Raw genomic sequence first — 18,226 nt, 5'->3', positions numbered from 1 at the left:
CGCCACCGCCTCGCCTATCTCTTTATCAGCCACGACCTGCGTGTGGTGCGCGCGCTGGCCAACCATATCATTGTGCTGCGCGGCGGCAAGGTTATCGAGGAAGGTCCGGCGCAACAGGTTTTCGAGTCTCCCGCCTCCGACTACACCCGCGCCCTCATGGCCGCCGCCTTCGAGATCAAGGCAACAGAGGGCGGCGTGGTGAGTGAGTAGGGCCTGGCCATCTCATCTGGCAATGCGTTAAAGATCGAGCCCAGCCGCGTGTCCCTCGCGAGTGGCGTGAAGCAGGGTGCGTGGCGCCCGGGCATCGCCGATTAGGCGGTGCCGGTGGCCGGCTGTGCGCAGCGGTGCCAGCAGCTCAAGGCGTGGCTCACGATGCGCGGCGTAGGCCAGAAAGCTGACCTTCTCGATCAAGCGGCGGGTGCCGGGGCCTATGGTCTGGCGGTGGCCAACGATACCCTCCTCAAGCTCCTCAGAGCGGAGATCAGGAAGCTGGAAGAGACGCCTTTCGACGCCCCTTGCGAGCAACCGCTCGATGATGCCTTGGCGCGCCACGCGATGCTCGTGGCGTGCCACGGTATCGCGGCTGGTCAATAGCACCACATGGTCAAAATGCTCGGCTAACCAATCTACCGCATTGTAGGTGAAGCTGCTGTGATCCTCGTCGATCACGACTGCGGTGCCGGCGTGGCGGCCGGGGTGTGCCAACAGGGCGGCTATTGCTGACGGCAAATCCGGGATGGCTGACATAGCTTCCCGATCGCCCAGTAGGTACTCGGGCCAGGCCATGCGCGCGCCGCTGGCCAAGACCACGTCATCAGGCGCGAGGCCGAGAATGTCCGTCATCGTCGCCTTTATGCCGAGCTCGATCCGCACGCCTCGGGTTTGAGCTTCGGCGCCTTGGTAATCATAGACACCGGCGAGAGCCTCGGCCCCGGGCAAGGTCGCGGCAAGGCGCGCCCGTCCACCGAGTTTGCCGGAAGCACTGAACAGCGTGACGTCATGTCCGCGCGCAGCGGCGACCCAGGCCGCTTCCAACCCGGCCACGCCAGCGCCCACAACCACAATACGCCGCAAGCCTTGCTCACGCGCCGGCACGCCGTCGATCTCCCCCGGCGTCGCCAGCGCCGGATTGTTGTCGCAGGTGATTGCCGACGGCGTCGCGACTGAGCCCCAGCAGGTATTGCAGGAGACGCAGGGGCGGATCGCGTAACCGCGCCCCCTTAAGGCCTTCCGGGCCCAGGCCGGATCAGTGATCATGGCGCGGCCGATGCCAACCAGGTCGGCCTGTCCGGCGGTTAGCACAGCTTCCGCTTCGTTCGGGTCGACGATCCGCCCAAGTGCCATCACGGGGATGCCGGCCGCGGCAGCACGCAGCTCGGCAATACGTGCGACGTGAGGCATGCGCGGCCAATGGCCGTCGGGGACATGCCAATGCAGCGTGTTCGATTGGGTGCCCCAGGCATAGGCGATGAAGTCGATGACATGCGGGTCGGCCAACGCCTCGGTGATGCGCTTGGCCTCGGCAAGGTCGATGCCGCCCGTGATGCCCTCATCCGCAGGTAGCTTTAGCCCGATGACAAAAGCCGAGCCGCAGGCGCTACGAATGGCTGCGATCAGTTCCTGCACCAGCCGCAGGCGGGAGGCGAAGTCGCCGCCATAGCGATCATCGCGGTGGTTACTGTGGGGCGAAAGAAACTGGTGAAAAAGATGGCCATGCGCACACGACAGCTCGACGCCATCGAAGCCGGCGCTCTCCAAGCGTCGGGCGCTGGCGGCAAAGGCCGCTATCATCTCTGCCACCTGGTCGCCCGACAGTGGATAAGGCACGCCGCCGCTTTCATCGTCAGGCAGCGCGCTCGGCCCATAGGTAATATCGGGGCGAGTGCGGGAATAGTTACCGCGGCCGTGATCCTGGATCTGCGCTAAGATGCGGCAGTTGTGGCTGCGGACTTCGTTCGCCAGGCGGGCCAAGCCGGGCAGCGCCGCATTGTCATAGACATTTAGCTGCGCCTGGTGCTGGCTCTGCCAAGACAGCGCGTTGACCGGCTCCACCACGATCATCGCGGCTCCACCCTTGGCGCGGTTCGCGTGGTAGCGCAGAAACGCTTCGCTGACCTCCTGGTTCTGCACCAACAGGGTCAGGATGGCAGGGTGTGCGATGCGGTTTTTGAGCCGCAAGCGCGGCCCCTCCAATGGTTGTGCGAGATGGGGAAATGCGGACATGGAGCCAGTCTACACCATACTGCGCCGCTGGGCCGGGCTGCCTCCTGCAAATCGGTCACAAGACATCTGGTTATATCCGAGGCGTGGTGAGGAAGCGGGCAACCGAAAAGACAGACACCGAATGTCGTAATGTGCACTGATAGCAGGCAGTAGTCTTGACGCTGTCACCAATCGATTCGGACGCGGCGATTGCCGGGTTGGGCATGGAGAAAGTACTTCCCCCGCGCAGCCGGTCATCGTCCACAGGTTTGGTTTGGATTGCACTAAAAAGTCAAGCACCGGTTGACCTTGCCCGGTCTAGCCGATACACGGGCCAGCGCCGTGAGCAGCGCGGCTTAACCCCAGCGGGAGTCGACGATGGGTGAGGTTAAAGGGCGAATTTTTTCCGGCGTGCAGCCAACGGGAAACCTCCATCTCGGCAACTATCTCGGTGCCATTCGCAATTGGACGCGGCTGCAAGACGACTTTGACTGCCTCTACTGCGTCGTCGACCTGCACGCCATTACTGTGCCCCAGGATCCGAACGGCCTCCGTGCCAATACACGCGAAGTGACAGCCGGACTTCTGGCGGCGGGGATCGACCCCAAGAGCAATATCATCTTCAACCAGAGCCAGGTCGCCGCGCATGCCGAGCTTGCCTGGATTTTCAACTGTATTGCTCGTCTCGGTTGGCTCAACCGCATGACCCAATTCAAGGAGAAGGCGGGCAAGCACCGCGAGAACGCCACCGTCGGGCTCTACGCCTATCCCACCCTGATGGCGGCCGACATCCTCGTTTACCAAGCCACCCACGTGCCGGTGGGCGACGACCAGAAGCAGCATCTGGAGCTCGCCCGCGATATAGCTCAGGCCTTCAACAGCATGTTCGAGCCGGAGTTCTTTCCCCAGCCAGAGCCGATAATCCAGGAAGCGGCGGCGCGGGTGATGAGCTTGCGCGACGGGTTGAAGAAGATGAGCAAGTCGGATGCGTCGGAATATTCGCGCCTCAACATGGCCGACGGCGCCGATGAAATCGCTTGCAAGATTCGCAAGGCGCGGACCGATTCTGATCCCCTGCCCGGCGAGCCAGCCGGCCTCGTGTCGCGCCCCGAAGCGGCAAACCTCGTGGGCATTTACGCGGCTTTGACCGATCGTTCGGTTTCCGATGTTTGCGGCGAATACGCTGCTGCTAGCTTTTCCGACTTTAAGGCCAAACTTACGGAGGTGGCGGTTGAGGTCCTGGCGCCGGTCGGCGAAGAGATGAAGCGTCTCATGAGGGCGCCTGGCGATGTCGATGCGGTGCTCCGCGACGGCGGCGAGCGTGCCGAGGCCCTAGCAGCCCCGATCATCGCCGAGGCCAAGCGGTTGGTAGGCTTCTTGCAGCCGTAATGTCACGCTAAAGCTGCCGCGTGCGGCTGCTAGCGAGAAAGCGCTTGATCAGAGGATGCCTTGGCGCAATAACCTATAATACGAGAAATCGGCATGCTGAAAGCCGGTTCACATGGATATTTATCTACCGATCGCAGAAATGTCGGTCAACATGCTGCTTTTGCTGGGCATGGGGACTGCGGTCGGCGTTTTGTCAGGACTGTTCGGTGTCGGTGGTGGTTTTCTCATGACGCCGTTGCTGATCTTCATCGGCGTGCCGCCACCCGTTGCCGTGGGCAGCGAGGCCAATCAGATCACGGCAGCCTCCGTCTCCGGCCTACTTGCCCATTGGCGGCGCGGCAATGTGGACTTTAGGATGGGCGCCGTGCTGCTCTGCGGTGGCGCCGGGGGTTCTGTATTCGGCGTCTGGCTGTTCCGCCAGCTGCGGGAGATGGGCCAAATCGATGCCGCCATTTCCCTCGCCTATGTAGGCTTTCTCGGTACTGTCGGGCTGCTGATGGCCATCGAGAGCGCCAACACTATGCGGCGGCGGCAAAAGGGCGCGCCCCGACGCAAGCTGCACCAGCACAACTGGCTGCACGGCCTGCCGCTGAAAATGCGCTTCCGCAAGTCGAAGCTCTATATCAGTGCGCTGCTCCCGGTGGCAATCGGGTTTGGGGTCGGCATATTGGCGGCCATCATGGGCGTCGGTGGCGGCTTTTTCCTTATTCCGGCAATGATCTACGTGCTGGGCATGCCAACCTCGGTAGCGGTCGGCACCTCTCTGTTCCAGATCATTTTCGTCACCGCTATCGTGACAGTGCTGCATGCCGTCACCAACCAGACCGTCGACATGGTTCTGGCCTTGTTGCTGCTGGCCGGTGCCGTGGTTGGTGCCCAGTTCGGTAGCCGCCTCGGCGCCGCTCTTCGCGGCGAGCAGCTGCGCGGCCTGTTGGCACTTCTGGTGCTTGCGGTCTGCGCCAAGCTCGGGCTTGATTTGATGATTGAGCCTGATGAGTTCTTCAGCGTCGCGCCGGTTATTGAATGAGGTGGCCACTACCCATTCTCGGTCTTTGCGCCACGCTCGCCGCAGCGCCGGTGCTGGCGCAGACAGTGGTTATCGATCTCAGCTCCCATAAGATAGCCATCACCTCGGGCTTCACTGGCGCCGAGGTGCTGCTTTTCGGCACCCGTGACGGCGACGGCGATGTGGTGGTGGTGTTGCGCGGGCCGGAAAAGGCCGCGGTGGTGCGCCGAAAGGCGCGCGTGGCGGGCATGTGGCTTAACCGCGAGGAGGTCATCTTCGCCGCAGCGCCCGGCTATTACGCCGTTGCCGCCAGCCGGCCCTTGGCCGAGATTGCTGATGCGGCCTTGCTTGCCGAGCACCGGATAGGTTTCGAGAACGTGCATCTGTCGCCATCCTTTGAGGGCAGCGGCGCTGAGATTGATGCCTTCCGCGCGGCCCTGCCGCGCATTCTCGAGCGCCAGGGGCTGGTGCGCAGCGCCGTGGAGCCGATCGGCCATGTTGGCAAGCGTTTGTTCCGCACCACCTTCTCTTTTCCGGCCAATGTGCCGACAGGGTTGTTCCACGCCGATGTCTATCTGTTTGAGGATGGCATCCTGCTCAGCAAGCGGACGGCGGCACTGCAGGTCTCCAAATCGGGTTTCGGCGCCACGATGTTCGGCTTTTCGCGCCAGCAGCCCCTGCTTTACGGCCTGCTTGCGGTCGCGGTAGCGCTGATGGCAGGATGGTTGGCGGGCGTGGTGTTCCGAAAGAGCTGATCGATTGATGGCGGAAGTGGCTGAGCATGTCGCCGGCCGGGTTAAATCCCTGGTTTGCGTGGACGGTAGCGAGGATTGTCGCGTGGCGCTGCGCTTCGCGGCCTTGCGCACGCGCAATACCGATGGCCGTCTGGTCATGCTCTACGTCATTGAGCCGGCTGATTTTCAGCACTGGGTAGCGGTCGAGAAGTTGATGGGCGAGGAGCGCCGCGAGGAGGCCGAGCAGATATTGCAGGAGCTTGCCGGTGAGGTTCAGGAGCAAGTTGGTATCCGGCCCATTCTGGAGGTGCGCGAGGGCCGTTGTGCCGACGAGATACTCAAGCTGATCGAGAAAGATCCATCGATAAACATTCTGGTGCTCGGCGTGGCGCCGGAAGGCCAGGGCTCAAACGAGCTGGTGCGCCGGCTATCCGGCGAGGCAACTAAGCGACTGACCATTCCGCTCACCATCGTGCCCGGTAACCTTACCGAGGAGCAGCTTCTCAAGCTCACATGAGGGAGGCTACCCTCTTGACCTTGGCCGCCAGATCACCGACGTATGCAGTGGAATATCTAACAGAGCTGATCAACGCATTTTGCAAAGACCGTAACGGAGCTGGCCGCATGTTCATCCAGACCGAGCCCACACCCAACCCGGCGACCATGAAGTTTCTCCCCGGCGAGACCGTTCTCGCTGATGACACGGCCAATTTCACCGATGCCAAGGCGGCGCGCCGCTCGCCCCTGGCGGAGCGGCTGTTTCTGATTGATGGTGTCAGCGGCGTTTTTCTTGGCTCTGACTTCGTCACGATCACCAAAACAGAAGTTGCCGAATGGCAGTTGCTCAAGCCGTCTATTCTTGGGGTCATTATGGAGCATTACGTGGTCGGCGCGCCGATGCTGCTGGACGCGGCAGAGGGTGTGGCAGAAGGTGCGGGCGAAAGTAGCGACTTTTCTGAAGCTGATGCCGAGATCGTCGATCAGATCAAGGAACTGCTGGATACACGTGTACGTCCGGCCGTGGCTCAGGACGGCGGCGATATCATCTTTCACGGCTTCCAAAATGGTGTCGTCATGCTGGAGATGCATGGCGCCTGCGCCGGCTGTCCGAGCTCCACGGCAACCCTCAAGGGCGGCATCGAGAACATGCTCCGCCACTACGTGCCGGAGGTTATGGAGGTCCGCGCCGTCTAATTAGCTGGTGCCGGGGGTAATACCAGATGTAGGCCCAGCCAGCGCCAGTCGCCGTCGCGTGCGGGCATGGTACAGTTGATGCGTACCCTGGCGCCTGGCAACGGCGCATCCAGGCGCAACTCGATGCGGCGCGCGCCGAGGCGGTTGAGTGGCAATTGCCCGAGACCGCTAGCAAAGCAGGCGAGGCGGTTCAAGGGCCCGATTCCTTCGGCCACGGTAAAACCGATCGGTGGCGGATTGCTGGAGACGATCGGCAGCGCTGGCACAAGCTCACTGACAGGCAGCGGCAGCACTTCGAGCACCAGCCGAAAGCGCGCCGGCTCGGCAAAGGGGCCAAACACGGAGAAGCGCGGCAAAGCGTAGATATCGCTTCCCGAATAAGCTGGACCCGACTGCTGGCCCAAGGCTGCGACAAAGCCGTGCTCCGCGACCAGCTCGCGTACGCGGCCGTCGTACTGTCCATAGGGATAGGAAAAGATACGCGGCGGGGCGCCAAGCTCTCCGGCGATGCGGCGGCGAGCACGCGCCAGATCAGCCGCCACCCCGGCCATGCTGCGTCCGACCTGCACCCGGTAGAAGGCCCCGTGGGTTCCGATTTCCACGCCCGCCGAGGCCATCTCGCGCAAGTTGTCCCAACCGGCGGCGTTGCCGCCACGCTCAACCGCGTCGGTCGTCACCATGACGGCGAAGGGAAAGCCGGCGGCCTTGAAACGTGGCCAAGCTAACCTGTACACTGATTCGTGGCTGCCCTCGATGCTGATCGCCACCGCTCGCTGCGGCAAAGGCAGGCCGCCTGTGATTGCTGCTATGACTTGGCTGATCGACAACACCTGATAGCCACCGTCTCGAAGGTGCGCGATATGAGCGTCGAGTTCGGCCAGGGTCGTGGTCAGCCTGCCGGGCTCTTCAGCGAATCGCTGATAGGATAAGATCACCGCGGAATCGTCTGCAACTGTCGGCAAGACGGCATGTAGCAGTATCAGAAGCGCCGTCGTCACGGTCGCAACGGAACTTTTACGGCGCGCGGGCCGCAGCTTTAACAAGCCGACATCTCCATGTTCCACGGTCATACTCGAGTGTGCGTCGGCTTCGATCTCGACGGGGCGATATTTAGCGTGCCAGACTTCGGAAGACAAGCTGCACGACCGAATTGCCCGAGCAACATACTGAGAAACGGAGACGCGGAGCGATGCTAACCCTCGACGACGATACTCTGAATCTAGTCTTTCGCCATGCCCGCAGCTACAATCGCTGGCGCGATGAGGCGCCCAATGAGGCTGACCTGCGCGCGATCCATGATTTGGCACGTATGGGTCCTACAACCGCTAACAGCTGTCCCGCGCGCTTTGTCTTTCTATGCAGTGAGGAGGGCAAAGAGCGCTTACGCCCGCATTTGTCTGCCGGCAATATTGGAAAAGTGATGACGGCGCCCGTCACTACCATCATTGGCCACGATCTCGCCTTCTACGACCATCTGCACAAGCTATTTCCCCACGTGGATGCGCGCCCCTGATTCGTCGGCAAGGACGAGCACATTCGTATCACGGCTTTGCGCAACGGTACTCTGCAGGGTGCCTATCTGCTGATTGCGGCGCGTGCCTTGGGCTTTGATTGTGGGCCGATGTCAGGCTTTGACAATGCCGGCGGCGATCGGGAATTCTTCGGCGATACCACCTATCACTCGAATTTTCTTTGCTGTATCGGCCGGGGTGACCCAGATGGTCTCGTGCCCCGCCACTCGCGGTTCGCCTTTGAGGACGTGTGTCAGGTTCTCTGAGCCATCAGGCGCGTGCCGGCGCCGCGATCGTGGAGTAGGGGGTAACGGCGGGGGTTAAAAAGCTGATAATGCCACCACTCATTGCGGTAGAAGTCCCAGCCGGCCACGGTCATGAGGCCGAGCAGCAGCATGCGATTGTGCTGTGCGGTGTCGGGGACCCCGCGCGCGCCGTGATGCGAAAGGGGCGAGAAATGATCGAACGGGGTACCCATCTCCAACGCCCGTCCGGTACCGTCGAGCAGGGTGAGGTCGATGGCGACACCACGCGAATGGGGCGAGCCGCGGCGCGGGTCGGCGAGAAAATTCGGGTCCGGCGTGTGCGCCCACAGCGCCCACTGCGCCTCGACCGGGCGGAAGGCGTCGAAAACCAGCAGCCGCAGGCCCAACTGGCTGGCTGCCATGATGGCACGCGCCAGGCAGGCGGCGGCATCCGGATGCAGATAACAGGCGGCGCGGGCGTAGATCGGTGCGCCTGTGAAATTGTCCGCGCCCGCATAGGCCATCGTCACGCTGAGGTCATAGGCGGGCGGCTCGATCGCGACCAAAGGCATGGTGCCGGACTCTATACCAAGGCGGCATGATGCGTCTGCTAGCATTGGATACAGCGACGGAGGCGTGTTCAGTCGCACTTTGGGTGGATGGGGCCGTGGCGATGGCGCAGCGCCGGCTCATGGTGCGTGGCCATGCGGAAGCCCTGATGCCCATGGTTGCGGCAGTGATGGCCGAGTCTGGTCTCGCTTATGGCGATATCGACGCCTTTGCTGTCACCCGCGGTCCGGGCACCTTCACCGGCCTCCGCATCGGCTTGGCGGCGGCGCGCGGGCTGGCGCTCGCTGCCACGCGGCCGCTGATCGGTCTGACTACGCTGGAGGTCCTGGCGGCTTCCGTGCCGGTGGCGCGGCGGGGCCACAGCCTCATGGCGGCGATTGATGCCCGTCGCGGTGAGATCTACGGCCAGGTTTTCGCGACCGACCTAACTCCCCTCGGCGAGCCGGCGGCACGCAGTGCCGACGCCCTGGCGGCTGAGCCCTGGGTTCCGCCCCTGCAGGTGGTTGGAACGGCTGCCCAACGCATGGCGGACTTGCTCGGGGATGGGGTGACCGCCTTGCCCGGCGACGGCTGCCCGGATGCTGCTGTGGCCGTGGCCCTGGCTGCGACGCGCTCGCTGCCGGCGGTCGGTGTGCCGGTGGCACCGCTCTATCTGCGCCCGCCCGATGCACGCTTGCCGCGCACGCCGTGAGAGCACTGCGCCTGCTAGCCGCAGGCCCGGCTCACGCCCAGATCCTCGCCACTCTGCACGGGGTGTGTTTTGCTGAGGCCTGGGACGCCTCTGCTTTCTGCGGTCTGCTGTGCAATCCAGGCAACTCCGCTAGCATTGTATCGGCCGATGATGCGCTGCTTAGATTCCTGCTTTGGCGGATGCTTGGCGAGGAGGCGGAGGTGATCACGCTCGGCGTGCGTCCCGACCATCGCCGCGCCGGGATCGCAAGCCTTCTGCTGTCAGGTGCGATGGTGCGGGTAGCCGCCCAGGGCGCGATGTCGATGGTCTTGGAGGTGCCGGTGGACAATGCGTCGGCGCGCGACTTCTATAGCGGCCAGGGGTTCCTGGAGGTCGGCAGCCGACGTGGCTATTTTCGCCGCCCCGGCGGGCCACCCGCCGATGCTTTGGTCCTGCGCCGATCGCTAGCTTTTTGAGCACAAGCGGACCAGCAGCAGGTAGGGGCCGCCCTCGGCCTCCGGCGTCAGCGAGACCACCTCATGACCCATGTCGCCGACCGAGCGTGGTACGTTCTCCAACGGCTCGCCGGCATTAAGGCGTACCGCGAGAATTTCGCCGGCTTCCATGCCTTCAAGCGTGAGTTTTGTGCGCACGAAGGTCATCGGGCATTGCAAATGGGTAATGTCGAGTTGCCGGTCCGCGGCAGTGTCTGTTGCTTGCGTTTCCATGTTACCATGGTGGCCGATTGCCGCCATGACCGTCAACGGGCGGTGGGGCTCTGTTGTTCCTGGGCCCGCTCTGCCATATACTGGCGTTCGCGAGATTAAGCAGAAAAGAATTGGGAGGAGGCAGAATCCCTATCGTGACACAGGCTGCGAAAGCGATGTCGCGCGTGGAAAGACTGTGTGTTGAGAAGGGCCTGAAAATGACCGGGCAGCGGCGGGTCATTGCACGGGTTCTGTCCGACGCGAAGGATCATCCCGACGCCAATGAGGTCTGTCGGAGAGCAATCCTCATCGACCCCCATATCAGCTTAGCTACGGTCTATCGGACGGTGCGTGTCTTTGAACAGAACGAGGTGCTCGAGCGGCACGATTTTGGCGATGGCCGAGCCCGCTACGAGGAAAGCGGCAGCCAGCACCACGACCACCTCATCAACATTGAGACGGGGCGGGTGATCGAGTTTCACAACGACCAGATCGAGGCGTTGCAAAAATTGGCGGCCAAAGAGCTCGGATTCCATCTCGTTGGGCACCGGCTGGAGCTTTACGGCATACCGCTGGAGACGAGCGAGGATTGATAGTAGTCGCCGGCCACCACGCCGACAAAGGGCCCATAGAGCCATGAGCACTGCCGAGACTTTTGACGACCCCCATGGCGGCATCCATGCTGGAAATCTGGAGGCGCGCCTTGCTCGTGGAGCGGCCGAGATCGATGCCGCACAAGCCCTGCGTTACCGCGTCTTCTACGAGGAGATGAGCGCCCGCCCGAGTGACGAGATGCGGTCGCGCAGGCGTGATTTCGACAGCCATGATGAATGCTTCGACCATCTGCTTGTTATTGACCACGATAGACCTCACCCGCAAGACTCGGTGGTTGGTACCTATCGTCTCAACCGCCGCAGTGAGGCCATGCGCAAGGGCGGATTCTATACGGCTAGCGAGTACGATATCTCAGAGCTGCTGGCGAGTAGCGGTGAGATTATGGAGTTGGGCCGCTCCTGCGTTGCCGCCGAATACCGCAATCGTGCGACCATGGCCTTGCTATGGCGCGGTATTGCCGCGTACGTCTTTCATTTCGATATTGCATTGATGTTCGGGTGCGCCAGCTTTGAGGGCGTTGAGCCCGACAGTGTGGCGCTGCCGTTGTCCTATCTCTATCACAACCATCTGGCGCCCGAGGGCTTGCGCCCGCGCGCCCTGACGGCGCTGTTTACGCCGATGGATCGCATCGCCGCTGACGCGATCGAACGGCGCGAGGCGCGGCTCGCCCTACCGCCCTTGATCAAGGGCTATCTGCGGGTCGGCGGCTTCGTCGGCGACGGCGCGGTGATCGACGAGCAGTTCCAGACTATTGATGTCTGTATCGTGGTCAAGACCGACTGGGTGACTGACAAGTATCGCCAGCATTACGGCGCCGATATTCACCGTCCGGTCTCCGTCTGATCAAATTGAAGATGGTTGCGCTGCGAGGGGTTGTGCTGACCACCGGCTTTATTCTTTGGACGCTGACGCTCTTGCCGTTGCAGCTTCTCTTCGTGCTAGTGGGCTCGCGCCTGCAACGGTTGATTCCCAGGCTCTACCATCGCGGAAATTGCTGGCTGTTGGGCCTTGAGGTACAGCGAAGTGGATCGGCGCCGGCGCCGGCGCCGGCGCTTTATGTGGCCAATCATGCGTCCTATCTGGATATTATCGTGCTCTCGACCCTGCTTGACGCGTCCTTTGTTGCCAAGGCGGAGGTGGCAGGTTGGCCTTTGTTCGGCATCCTGGCTAAAAGTGTCAATACGATCTTCGTCGAGCGCAGGGTGAGCCGTAGTGGCGGACAGCGCGATCAGATGCTTGCCCGCCTGGAGGAAGGCGGTAGCTTGGTTCTCTTTCCCGAAGGCACCAGCAGCGACGGCAACCGTGTGTTGCCATTCAACAGCACCTTTTTCAGCCTGGCGGAGGTGAGCGTGAAAGGCAGGCCGCTCAGCGTGCAACCCATCTCGGTAGCCTATACGGCTTACAACCATCTACCCATGAGCCGGCGCGAGCGGCCCTATCTCGCCTGGTATGGCGACATGGGCCTGGCTAGCCATCTCTGGGACCTGCTCTGCTGCGGTCCGGCCACCGTGGAAGTCTGCTTTCATCCGCCGCTCATGCTCGGCGATGGCGATTCGCGCAAGATCTTGGCCAAGCGTTGTGAGCGCTTGGTAACTGGCGGCGTGTCGGCTTTGCTGTCGGGACGCCGTAGCGATGTCGCCATCGGCTAGGCGAGATAGGGCCTGGCTATGGCAGCAACTGGTTCCCCGCGGCGCCAACATGCTCTAAAGTTGCAAGCCATGCAAAGGAACGCGCGAATCCAGGGCTGGAGGCTGTTGTCGAGGGCGGTGACGAGCTGATTGTGCAGCACCTTGAGAGACGCGGCGCACGGCAGGAGTACGGCGAGCAACCGATGCCTGCCGCTGAGCCCAAGACTCTTTTCATCCGGACCTATGGCTGTCAGATGAATGTCTACGACTCGGAGCGCATGGCCGAGTTATTGGCGCCGCTCGGCTACCGCATGGCGGCGGCACCAGATGACGCGGACATGATCATCCTCAATACCTGTCACATTCGCGACAAGGCCAGCGAGAAAGTCTATTCGGAGCTTGGGCGGCTGCGCCGGCTGCGTGAGGTGCGGGCCGCAGGTGGAAAGCGTATGATCTTAGCCGTGGCGGGCTGTGTGGCCCAGGCCGAGGGCGAGGAAATGCTACGCCGCGCGCCTTTCATCGACATCGTGCTGGGGCCGCAGACCTATCACCGTCTGCCGGAGATGATCGCGCGCGCCAGCCGGGTCAGTGGTGTGCCGGTGCTCGACATCGAGTTTCCTCCTATTCCCAAGTTTGATGCCCTGCCAGCTCGCTCTGGTGCTGCGTCCGTAAGTGCTTTCCTGTCCGTGCAAGAGGGCTGCGACAAGTTCTGCACCTTCTGCGTTGTGCCCTATACGCGAGGTGTCGAGGAGTCGCGTCCGGTCGACCAGATCGTCGCGGAAGCCGAGCAATTGCTTGCCCAGGGTGCGCGGGAGATCACATTGCTGGGTCAGAACGTCAACGCCTATCATGGCGACGGCTGGTCGTTGGCGCGCCTGATCCGACGTTTGGCGAAGCTGCCGGGTCTGGCGCGGCTGCGCTACACCACGTCCCATCCAAGCGACATGGACGATGGTCTGATTGCCGCCCACGGCGAGGTCGAGGTTTTGATGCCCTATCTGCATCTGCCAGTGCAAACTGGCTCCGACCGCGTGTTGAAGGCCATGAACCGCCAACATACGGCAGATGACTATCGCCGCCTGGTCGAGCGTCTGCGCGCGACACGTTCCGACCTTGCTTTGTCGTCTGACTTCATCGTCGGCTTCCCCGGCGAGACTGCGGCGGACTTCGCCGCTACCATGGCGCTGGTTGACGAAATCGGCTTCGCTAGCGCGTTCTCGTTCAAATACAGCCCGCGCCCGGGTACGCCCGCGGCAAGCGGGCTGGACCCGGTCCGAGAGGCGGAAAAGGCTGAGCGGTTGACGGTACTGCAGGCTCGCCTCGAAGCACAGCGGCGCGAATTCGCGAACACCTGCGTAGGGCGCGTGTTGCCGGTGCTGTTAGAAAAGCCGGGCCGCCATGCCGGGCAGTTGCTCGGCCGCTCGCCCTATTTACAGCCGGTTCATATCGAAGCGGCGACAGCGCGCATCGGTGATGAGGTTTCTGCTCGCATTGCTGCCGCCGGCCCCAATAGCCTGGCCGGCGAGCTGGCCGTGGCCGAGGCTGACGCATGAGCCGGGCGCCGAAACCGCACGGCGATGATGCCGCGCCGTTGTATCTGAGCTTTGCCAACAATGCCCTGCTGGGCGCACTTTATGGCGAGCACGATCGCTATCTGGCGCGGATCGAGCAGGCTCTCGGGGTTTCTTTGGCCAGCCGCGGCAACCAGCTTGCTATCACCGGCCGTCCCGAAGCCACGGAAAAGGCCAAGCGGGCCATGCTCGGCCTGTACGACGTGCTCGAGAAAGGCCTTCCGGTAACCGCTCAAGATGTCGATGCCGCCTTGCGCATGGTCGTTGCCGACGAGCCCGCGGGCAATGGCGACGGTGTCGCCCGCCTGGTCGCCGACGATACGGTCATCACCACCCAGCGGCGGCGTATCATACCGCGCTCACCGGCCCAGGTGACCTATATGCGTGCGCTGCAGGAAAGCGAACTTGTCTTCGGCATCGGCCCGGCGGGAACCGGTAAGACCTACCTTGCCGTGGCTGTTGCCGTGGCCATGCTGACCCATGGCCAAGTTGACCGCATCATCCTCTCGCGTCCCGCCGTCGAGGCGGGTGAGCGGCTCGGCTTTTTGCCGGGCGATTTACGCGAGAAGGTCGATCCCTATCTGCGGCCTATGTATGACGCGCTCTACGATATGATGCCGTCTGACCGCGTCATGGACCGCCTGCAAAGCGGCGTTATCGAGATTGCGCCACTTGCCTTCATGCGCGGGCGCACGCTGTCGAACGCCTATGTCATCCTCGACGAGGCTCAGAACACTTCACCCGTGCAGATGAAGATGTTTCTCACTCGTCTCGGTGAGAATTCGCGCATGGCGGTCACGGGCGACCTGTCGCAGGTGGACCTGCCCACAGGCACGCGGCCTGGCCTCAGCGAGGCCTTGGCGGTGGTGGGCGAGGTCGAAGGTGTATCGGTGGTTCGCTTTTCCCATGCCGATGTAGTGCGCCACCGTCTGGTAACGGCGCTCGTCCGCGCCTATGAGGTGCGCGAGCGCGAGGTAAAGGAGCCATGACCGGCGACGATAACTATCCCGTCGATATAGCGGTGGTGCTAGAGGATCCTGCCTGGGGTGTCGAGGCCGAGAGTATTTGCCGGCTTGCCGCGGCCGCGGCCTTGGAGACTGCCGGGTGCGAGGGTGGCGACCTCTGTATCGTGTTGTCCGATAACGCCCATGTTGCGTCCCTCAATAGCCGATTTCGCCATCTCGAGGGTCCGACCAATGTGCTCGCCTTTGCGGCCGGTGCGCCGGGTCTGCTCGGCGACGTCATCCTGGCGCGCGAGACGACTGCTGAGGAGGCCCGTACAAGGGGCAAGGCTCTGGCTGCGCATCTCTCCCACCTGGCAGTGCATGGCACCCTGCATTTACTCGGTTTTGGCCATCAAGACGATGACGAGGCCCGGCACATGGAAGCGATGGAGGTTCGCGTATTGGCGACGCTCGGCATCGCCGATCCATACGCCGCCGAGCGCGTGGGTGTGAAATGAGCAGTGACAGGCAGGACGAGCCCGGATCGGCGGGCGAGCGTACGCTGCTCGGTGTGTTGGCTGGCTGGCTCGGCTCTTTGACGGGTATCGGCAGTCAGGCTGACAGTCTGCGCCAGTCGGTGGAGACGCTGATCGCCGAGCGCGACGACGACACCGCTCTCGACGAGGAAGAGCGCGTGATGCTGCTCAACCTGCTCAAGTTCGGCGAGTCGCGGGTCGAGGACGTCATGGTGCCGCGTGCCGACATTATCGCCGTGCCCGAGGGTGCCTCCCTGGCCGAAGTGGTTAAACTGATGTCGCGGGTTGGGCATTCGCGTCTGCCGGTCTATCGCAACAGCCTTGATGATGTCATCGGTATGGTACATGTGCAGGATCTACTGACCTATTGGTCGGTGGATGAGCCTTTTCGGCTGGCTGACGTGATCAGGCGCCTGCCTTTCGTTCCGCCGTCCATGCCGGTGCAGGAAATGCTGCGTGAGATGCGCGCCGACAAGGTACATCTGGCTATGGTGGTCGACGAGCATGGGGGCATCGACGGCCTGGTGACCATCGAGGATCTGATGGAGGAGATTGTCGGCGAGATCGAAGATGAGCACGACACGGCCGCTTTGCCGCTGGTTGCGATCACCGCGGATGGCAGCTTGGAGGCCGATGCGCGGGCGCTGATATTAGAAATTGAGTTGAAGCTCGGCATCGATCTTCTGCCGGCTGATCGCGACGAGGATATCGAAACAGTCGGTGGGCTCGTCTTTGATCTGGCTGGGCGGGTGCCGGCGGTCGGAGAGGTCGTGGCCCATCCTGCAGGCCTGGCTATCGACGTACTCGATGCGGATCCGCGCCGCGTCCGCAAGGTGCGCATTCGCCACGCCGACATGGCTGAGCAGGAGCCGGGTGGCGGCGAAGGCTAACCGCTCTCGTGTTGCGGTAGCGCGAAGAATGGAAACAAAGCTGCCCCGTGCACTCGCCGGTCTCTGGCAGCGCTGGCTTGCGGCGGCTTTGTTGGGGTCGGTGGCGTGCCTGGCATTGCCGCCCTTCGCTATGGCTGCTCTGATGCTGCCCACCTTTGTCGGCTTGAGCCTGATGCTCGCTGCTTGCCGTGGACCAGCAGGCGCTTTCGCGTTGGGCTGGAGTTTCGGCCTGGGGCATTTCGTGGCCGGTCTTTATTGGGTGGGAACGGCCTTCTCCGTGGCTGGCGTCGCGCCGCCTGCGGCGCCGTTTGCCGTGTTAGGGCTAGCCGCGGCCAACGCGCTGTTTCCGGGGATCGCCCTGCTGGCTACCTATCTGGCGCGTGCCCGCGGCGCATTGGCCGCGGTGGTACTGGCGACCTCTTGGACCGCCGCCGAGTGGCTGCGCGCTAATCTCGTTCTTGGCGGCTTTGCCTGGAATCTGCTCGGCTATGTCTGGGTTGATTCCCTTGCTATGCTACAGACGGCCGCGGTGTTTGGCGTATATGGCCTGTCCTGGTTGACGGTGTTGGCTGCAGCGACGCCCGCGGCGCTGGTGTCGGAGCAGCATGGCTGGCGCCCGCTGGTGCTTTGCTGTGGACTCTTGGCAGCGGCAGCGCTCGCGGGTACGGTGCGCCTGCCAGACGCGGACAGCGCCGTCGTCGAGGGGATCAGCTTGCGTCTGATTCAGGCCAATATCACACAATATCACAAATGGCAGCCCGAGCGCAGAGCCGACAATCTACGCCAACACCTTACGTTGACGGCGACGCCCGGTGCGACGCCGAGCGTGGTTATCTGGCCCGAAACGGCGACACCTTATTTTCTTGCCGACGAGCCCAAGATTCGTGAGCGCCTGGGAGCGGCAGTGGCGCCTGGTGGCCTGTTGATCACTGGCGCTGTGCGCGGTGAGAAAGTCAGTGGCGACCACATGCAGATTTGGAACAGTTTGCATGCCATCGACGACCATGGTGACCTTGTTGCCACCTACGATAAGTTTCACCTGGTCCCATTTGGCGAATATATGCCCCTGCGAAATATTTTCGATTTGGTTAAGCTCAGCCATGGTGAGACAGATTTCTCTCGCGGGCCGGGGCCCGTTAGTCTACTTCTCGGCCGGCTGCCACCAGTGAGTCCGCTGATCTGTTACGAGGCGATCTTTCCCGGTAATGTGCGTAGCGAAGATGATCCGCCAGCCTGGTTGCTCAATCTGACTAACGATGCTTGGTATGGCATCAGCACTGGGCCCTATCAGCATTTTCAGCAGGCAAGGGTGCGTGCAATCGAGGAGGGCATACCGCTTGTGCGGGTTGCGAACACCGGCGTGTCGGGAGTGGTGGATTCTCTAGGCCGTGTCGTCGCAAGTTTGGGCTTGGGAGAGACGGGCGTGATTGATGCCCCGCTACCCGTCGCCAGAGGTGACACACTTTATGTTTTTTGGCGCGATTGGCCGCTGTTGGTTTTGTGTTTGTTTGTCTTAATGCAGGCTAGACGAAAGCGAGGTGAGGCATAATAGACAATACGATGGACTTTTCTTTCTTATGTTATAGGTATTGAATCGAATAAAAAGACAGGGTGGAAACAACCCTGCTTTTGATGTGTGAGTTTGGAAATTCAAGGTTCGGTGCGTAAGTTGCGGCACTAGTTTTTGCGAATCAATTTCCGAGGGGCTTGATGTCAAAATGCTTTAGGCGTGAGGCAGGCATTTTAGTGTCATAGGATGTGTCACGGACGTGGTTATGCAAGAAAAGTGGGCACAATTGAATGTCAAAAGTGCA

Annotated in this window: 20 protein-coding genes and 1 pseudogene; 17 read left to right on the top strand and 4 right to left on the bottom strand. The window is 62.2% G+C overall.

The genetic code is table 11. From position 1 onward, the window contains the following. The coding region (locus QF629_09280; protein ID MDP6013720.1) for a microcin ABC transporter ATP-binding protein at window positions 1-210 on the top strand (210 nt) is incomplete at its 5' end. A gap of 27 nt (window positions 211-237) precedes the next feature. Here QF629_09280 and QF629_09275 read toward each other — a convergent pair. Next, window positions 238-2,223 (bottom strand): NAD(P)-binding protein, encoded by a 1,986-nt coding sequence (locus QF629_09275; protein MDP6013719.1) that lies wholly within the window; start codon window positions 2,221-2,223, stop codon window positions 238-240. Between the two features lie 357 nt (window positions 2,224-2,580). On the opposite strand from QF629_09275, the gene trpS reads away from it, so the two are divergent. The 5 genes from trpS to QF629_09250 all read left to right on the top strand — a co-directional run bounded on the left by trpS (window position 2,581) and on the right by QF629_09250 (window position 6,525). Further along, window positions 2,581-3,591 (top strand): tryptophan--tRNA ligase, encoded by a 1,011-nt coding sequence (trpS, locus tag QF629_09270; protein ID MDP6013718.1) that lies wholly within the window; start codon window positions 2,581-2,583, stop codon window positions 3,589-3,591. 112 nt (window positions 3,592-3,703) lie between these two features. Further along, on the top strand, window positions 3,704-4,618 hold the full coding sequence (locus QF629_09265) for a sulfite exporter TauE/SafE family protein (GenBank protein ID MDP6013717.1): 915 nt from the start codon (window positions 3,704-3,706) through the stop codon (window positions 4,616-4,618). Then, on the top strand, window positions 4,615-5,352 hold the full coding sequence (locus QF629_09260; GenBank protein ID MDP6013716.1) for a TIGR02186 family protein: 738 nt from the start codon (window positions 4,615-4,617) through the stop codon (window positions 5,350-5,352). The genes QF629_09265 and QF629_09260 overlap by 4 nt, the downstream gene beginning before the upstream one ends. Before the next feature lie 7 nt (window positions 5,353-5,359). Further along, window positions 5,360-5,848 carry a universal stress protein gene (locus QF629_09255; protein ID MDP6013715.1) on the top strand — a complete coding sequence of 163 codons (489 nt, stop codon included), beginning with the start codon at window positions 5,360-5,362 and terminating at the stop codon, window positions 5,846-5,848. 107 nt (window positions 5,849-5,955) lie between these two features. Continuing rightward, window positions 5,956-6,525 carry a NifU family protein gene (locus tag QF629_09250; GenBank protein ID MDP6013714.1) on the top strand — a complete coding sequence of 190 codons (570 nt, stop codon included), beginning with the start codon at window positions 5,956-5,958 and terminating at the stop codon, window positions 6,523-6,525. On the opposite strand, the gene QF629_09245 is transcribed toward QF629_09250, so the two are convergent. Beyond that, entirely contained in the window at window positions 6,522-7,568 is a 1,047-nt protein-coding gene (locus QF629_09245; protein MDP6013713.1) for a polysaccharide deacetylase family protein, read from the bottom strand. The genes QF629_09250 and QF629_09245 overlap by 4 nt on opposite strands. A 146-nt stretch (window positions 7,569-7,714) precedes the next feature. Between QF629_09245 and QF629_09240 the strand changes: the two are divergent. Next, window positions 7,715-8,302, top strand: a pseudogene (locus QF629_09240) (malonic semialdehyde reductase). Here the strand turns inward: QF629_09240 and ddpX are convergent. Next, window positions 8,290-8,853: a D-alanyl-D-alanine dipeptidase gene (ddpX, locus tag QF629_09235; GenBank protein MDP6013712.1), complete on the bottom strand. Its 564-nt coding sequence runs from the start codon at window positions 8,851-8,853 to the stop codon at window positions 8,290-8,292. The pseudogene QF629_09240 and the gene ddpX sit on opposite strands and share 13 nt — an antisense overlap. A gap of 26 nt (window positions 8,854-8,879) precedes the next feature. Between ddpX and tsaB the strand changes: the two genes are divergently transcribed. Then, complete coding sequence (gene tsaB, locus QF629_09230) at window positions 8,880-9,542, top strand: tRNA (adenosine(37)-N6)-threonylcarbamoyltransferase complex dimerization subunit type 1 TsaB (protein ID MDP6013711.1); 663 nt, start codon at window positions 8,880-8,882, stop codon at window positions 9,540-9,542. After that, window positions 9,539-9,997, top strand: a complete 459-nt coding sequence (locus tag QF629_09225; protein ID MDP6013710.1) for an N-acetyltransferase — start codon at window positions 9,539-9,541, stop codon at window positions 9,995-9,997. Before tsaB ends, QF629_09225 begins: the two co-directional genes overlap by 4 nt. On the opposite strand, the gene QF629_09220 is transcribed toward QF629_09225, so the two are convergent. Beyond that, complete coding sequence (locus QF629_09220) at window positions 9,986-10,276, bottom strand: sulfurtransferase TusA family protein (GenBank protein ID MDP6013709.1); 291 nt, start codon at window positions 10,274-10,276, stop codon at window positions 9,986-9,988. The two genes, QF629_09225 and QF629_09220, sit on opposite strands and share 12 nt — an antisense overlap. A 128-nt stretch (window positions 10,277-10,404) precedes the next feature. On the opposite strand from QF629_09220, the gene QF629_09215 reads away from it, so the two are divergent. The 8 genes from QF629_09215 (at window position 10,405) to lnt (ending at window position 17,961) form a co-directional block, all read left to right on the top strand. Next, window positions 10,405-10,821, top strand: coding sequence for a Fur family transcriptional regulator (locus tag QF629_09215; GenBank protein MDP6013708.1), 417 nt, complete (start codon window positions 10,405-10,407; stop codon window positions 10,819-10,821). A 43-nt stretch (window positions 10,822-10,864) separates the two neighbouring features. Then, window positions 10,865-11,686, top strand: a complete 822-nt coding sequence (locus QF629_09210; protein MDP6013707.1) for a GNAT family N-acyltransferase — start codon at window positions 10,865-10,867, stop codon at window positions 11,684-11,686. 11 nt (window positions 11,687-11,697) lie between these two features. Next, window positions 11,698-12,492: a lysophospholipid acyltransferase family protein gene (locus tag QF629_09205; protein MDP6013706.1), complete on the top strand. Its 795-nt coding sequence runs from the start codon at window positions 11,698-11,700 to the stop codon at window positions 12,490-12,492. Between the two features lie 182 nt (window positions 12,493-12,674). Then, complete coding sequence (gene miaB / locus QF629_09200; GenBank protein MDP6013705.1) at window positions 12,675-14,024, top strand: tRNA (N6-isopentenyl adenosine(37)-C2)-methylthiotransferase MiaB; 1,350 nt, start codon at window positions 12,675-12,677, stop codon at window positions 14,022-14,024. Then, entirely contained in the window at window positions 14,021-15,031 is a 1,011-nt protein-coding gene (locus tag QF629_09195) for a PhoH family protein (protein MDP6013704.1), read from the top strand. The genes miaB and QF629_09195 overlap by 4 nt, the downstream gene beginning before the upstream one ends. After that, a complete protein-coding gene (gene ybeY / locus QF629_09190; GenBank protein MDP6013703.1) occupies window positions 15,028-15,504 on the top strand; it encodes an rRNA maturation RNase YbeY in 477 nt (158 codons plus the stop codon). Before QF629_09195 ends, ybeY begins: the two co-directional genes overlap by 4 nt. Beyond that, window positions 15,501-16,412, top strand: a complete 912-nt coding sequence (locus QF629_09185) for a hemolysin family protein (protein MDP6013702.1) — start codon at window positions 15,501-15,503, stop codon at window positions 16,410-16,412. The genes ybeY and QF629_09185 overlap by 4 nt, the downstream gene beginning before the upstream one ends. Before the next feature lie 28 nt (window positions 16,413-16,440). Then, window positions 16,441-17,961: an apolipoprotein N-acyltransferase gene (gene lnt / locus QF629_09180; GenBank protein ID MDP6013701.1), complete on the top strand. Its 1,521-nt coding sequence runs from the start codon at window positions 16,441-16,443 to the stop codon at window positions 17,959-17,961. The last annotated feature ends 265 nt before the right edge of the window (window positions 17,962-18,226 follow it).

It is taken from the genome of Alphaproteobacteria bacterium, assembly GCA_030739735.1.
GTDB lineage: Bacteria > Pseudomonadota > Alphaproteobacteria > UBA7887 > UBA7887 > UBA7887.
This window is presented reverse-complemented; position numbering and strand designations above follow the sequence as displayed.

Coding starts and splice junctions, on each gene's coding strand:
- ybeY (MDP6013703.1), top strand. CDS start 15,028: ATGACCGGCGACGATAACTATCCCGTCGATATAGCGGTGGTGCTAGAG.
- QF629_09260 (MDP6013716.1), top strand. CDS start 4,615: ATGAGGTGGCCACTACCCATTCTCGGTCTTTGCGCCACGCTCGCCGCA.
- trpS (MDP6013718.1), top strand. CDS start 2,581: ATGGGTGAGGTTAAAGGGCGAATTTTTTCCGGCGTGCAGCCAACGGGA.
- QF629_09250 (MDP6013714.1), top strand. CDS start 5,956: ATGTTCATCCAGACCGAGCCCACACCCAACCCGGCGACCATGAAGTTT.
- lnt (MDP6013701.1), top strand. CDS start 16,441: ATGGAAACAAAGCTGCCCCGTGCACTCGCCGGTCTCTGGCAGCGCTGG.
- QF629_09205 (MDP6013706.1), top strand. CDS start 11,698: ATGGTTGCGCTGCGAGGGGTTGTGCTGACCACCGGCTTTATTCTTTGG.
- QF629_09195 (MDP6013704.1), top strand. CDS start 14,021: ATGAGCCGGGCGCCGAAACCGCACGGCGATGATGCCGCGCCGTTGTAT.
- QF629_09275 (MDP6013719.1), bottom strand. CDS start 2,223: ATGTCCGCATTTCCCCATCTCGCACAACCATTGGAGGGGCCGCGCTTG.
- miaB (MDP6013705.1), top strand. CDS start 12,675: ATGCCTGCCGCTGAGCCCAAGACTCTTTTCATCCGGACCTATGGCTGT.
- QF629_09220 (MDP6013709.1), bottom strand. CDS start 10,276: ATGGCGGCAATCGGCCACCATGGTAACATGGAAACGCAAGCAACAGAC.
- tsaB (MDP6013711.1), top strand. CDS start 8,880: ATGATGCGTCTGCTAGCATTGGATACAGCGACGGAGGCGTGTTCAGTC.
- QF629_09210 (MDP6013707.1), top strand. CDS start 10,865: ATGAGCACTGCCGAGACTTTTGACGACCCCCATGGCGGCATCCATGCT.
- QF629_09255 (MDP6013715.1), top strand. CDS start 5,360: ATGGCGGAAGTGGCTGAGCATGTCGCCGGCCGGGTTAAATCCCTGGTT.
- QF629_09215 (MDP6013708.1), top strand. CDS start 10,405: ATGTCGCGCGTGGAAAGACTGTGTGTTGAGAAGGGCCTGAAAATGACC.
- ddpX (MDP6013712.1), bottom strand. CDS start 8,853: ATGCCTTTGGTCGCGATCGAGCCGCCCGCCTATGACCTCAGCGTGACG.
- QF629_09265 (MDP6013717.1), top strand. CDS start 3,704: ATGGATATTTATCTACCGATCGCAGAAATGTCGGTCAACATGCTGCTT.
- QF629_09185 (MDP6013702.1), top strand. CDS start 15,501: ATGAGCAGTGACAGGCAGGACGAGCCCGGATCGGCGGGCGAGCGTACG.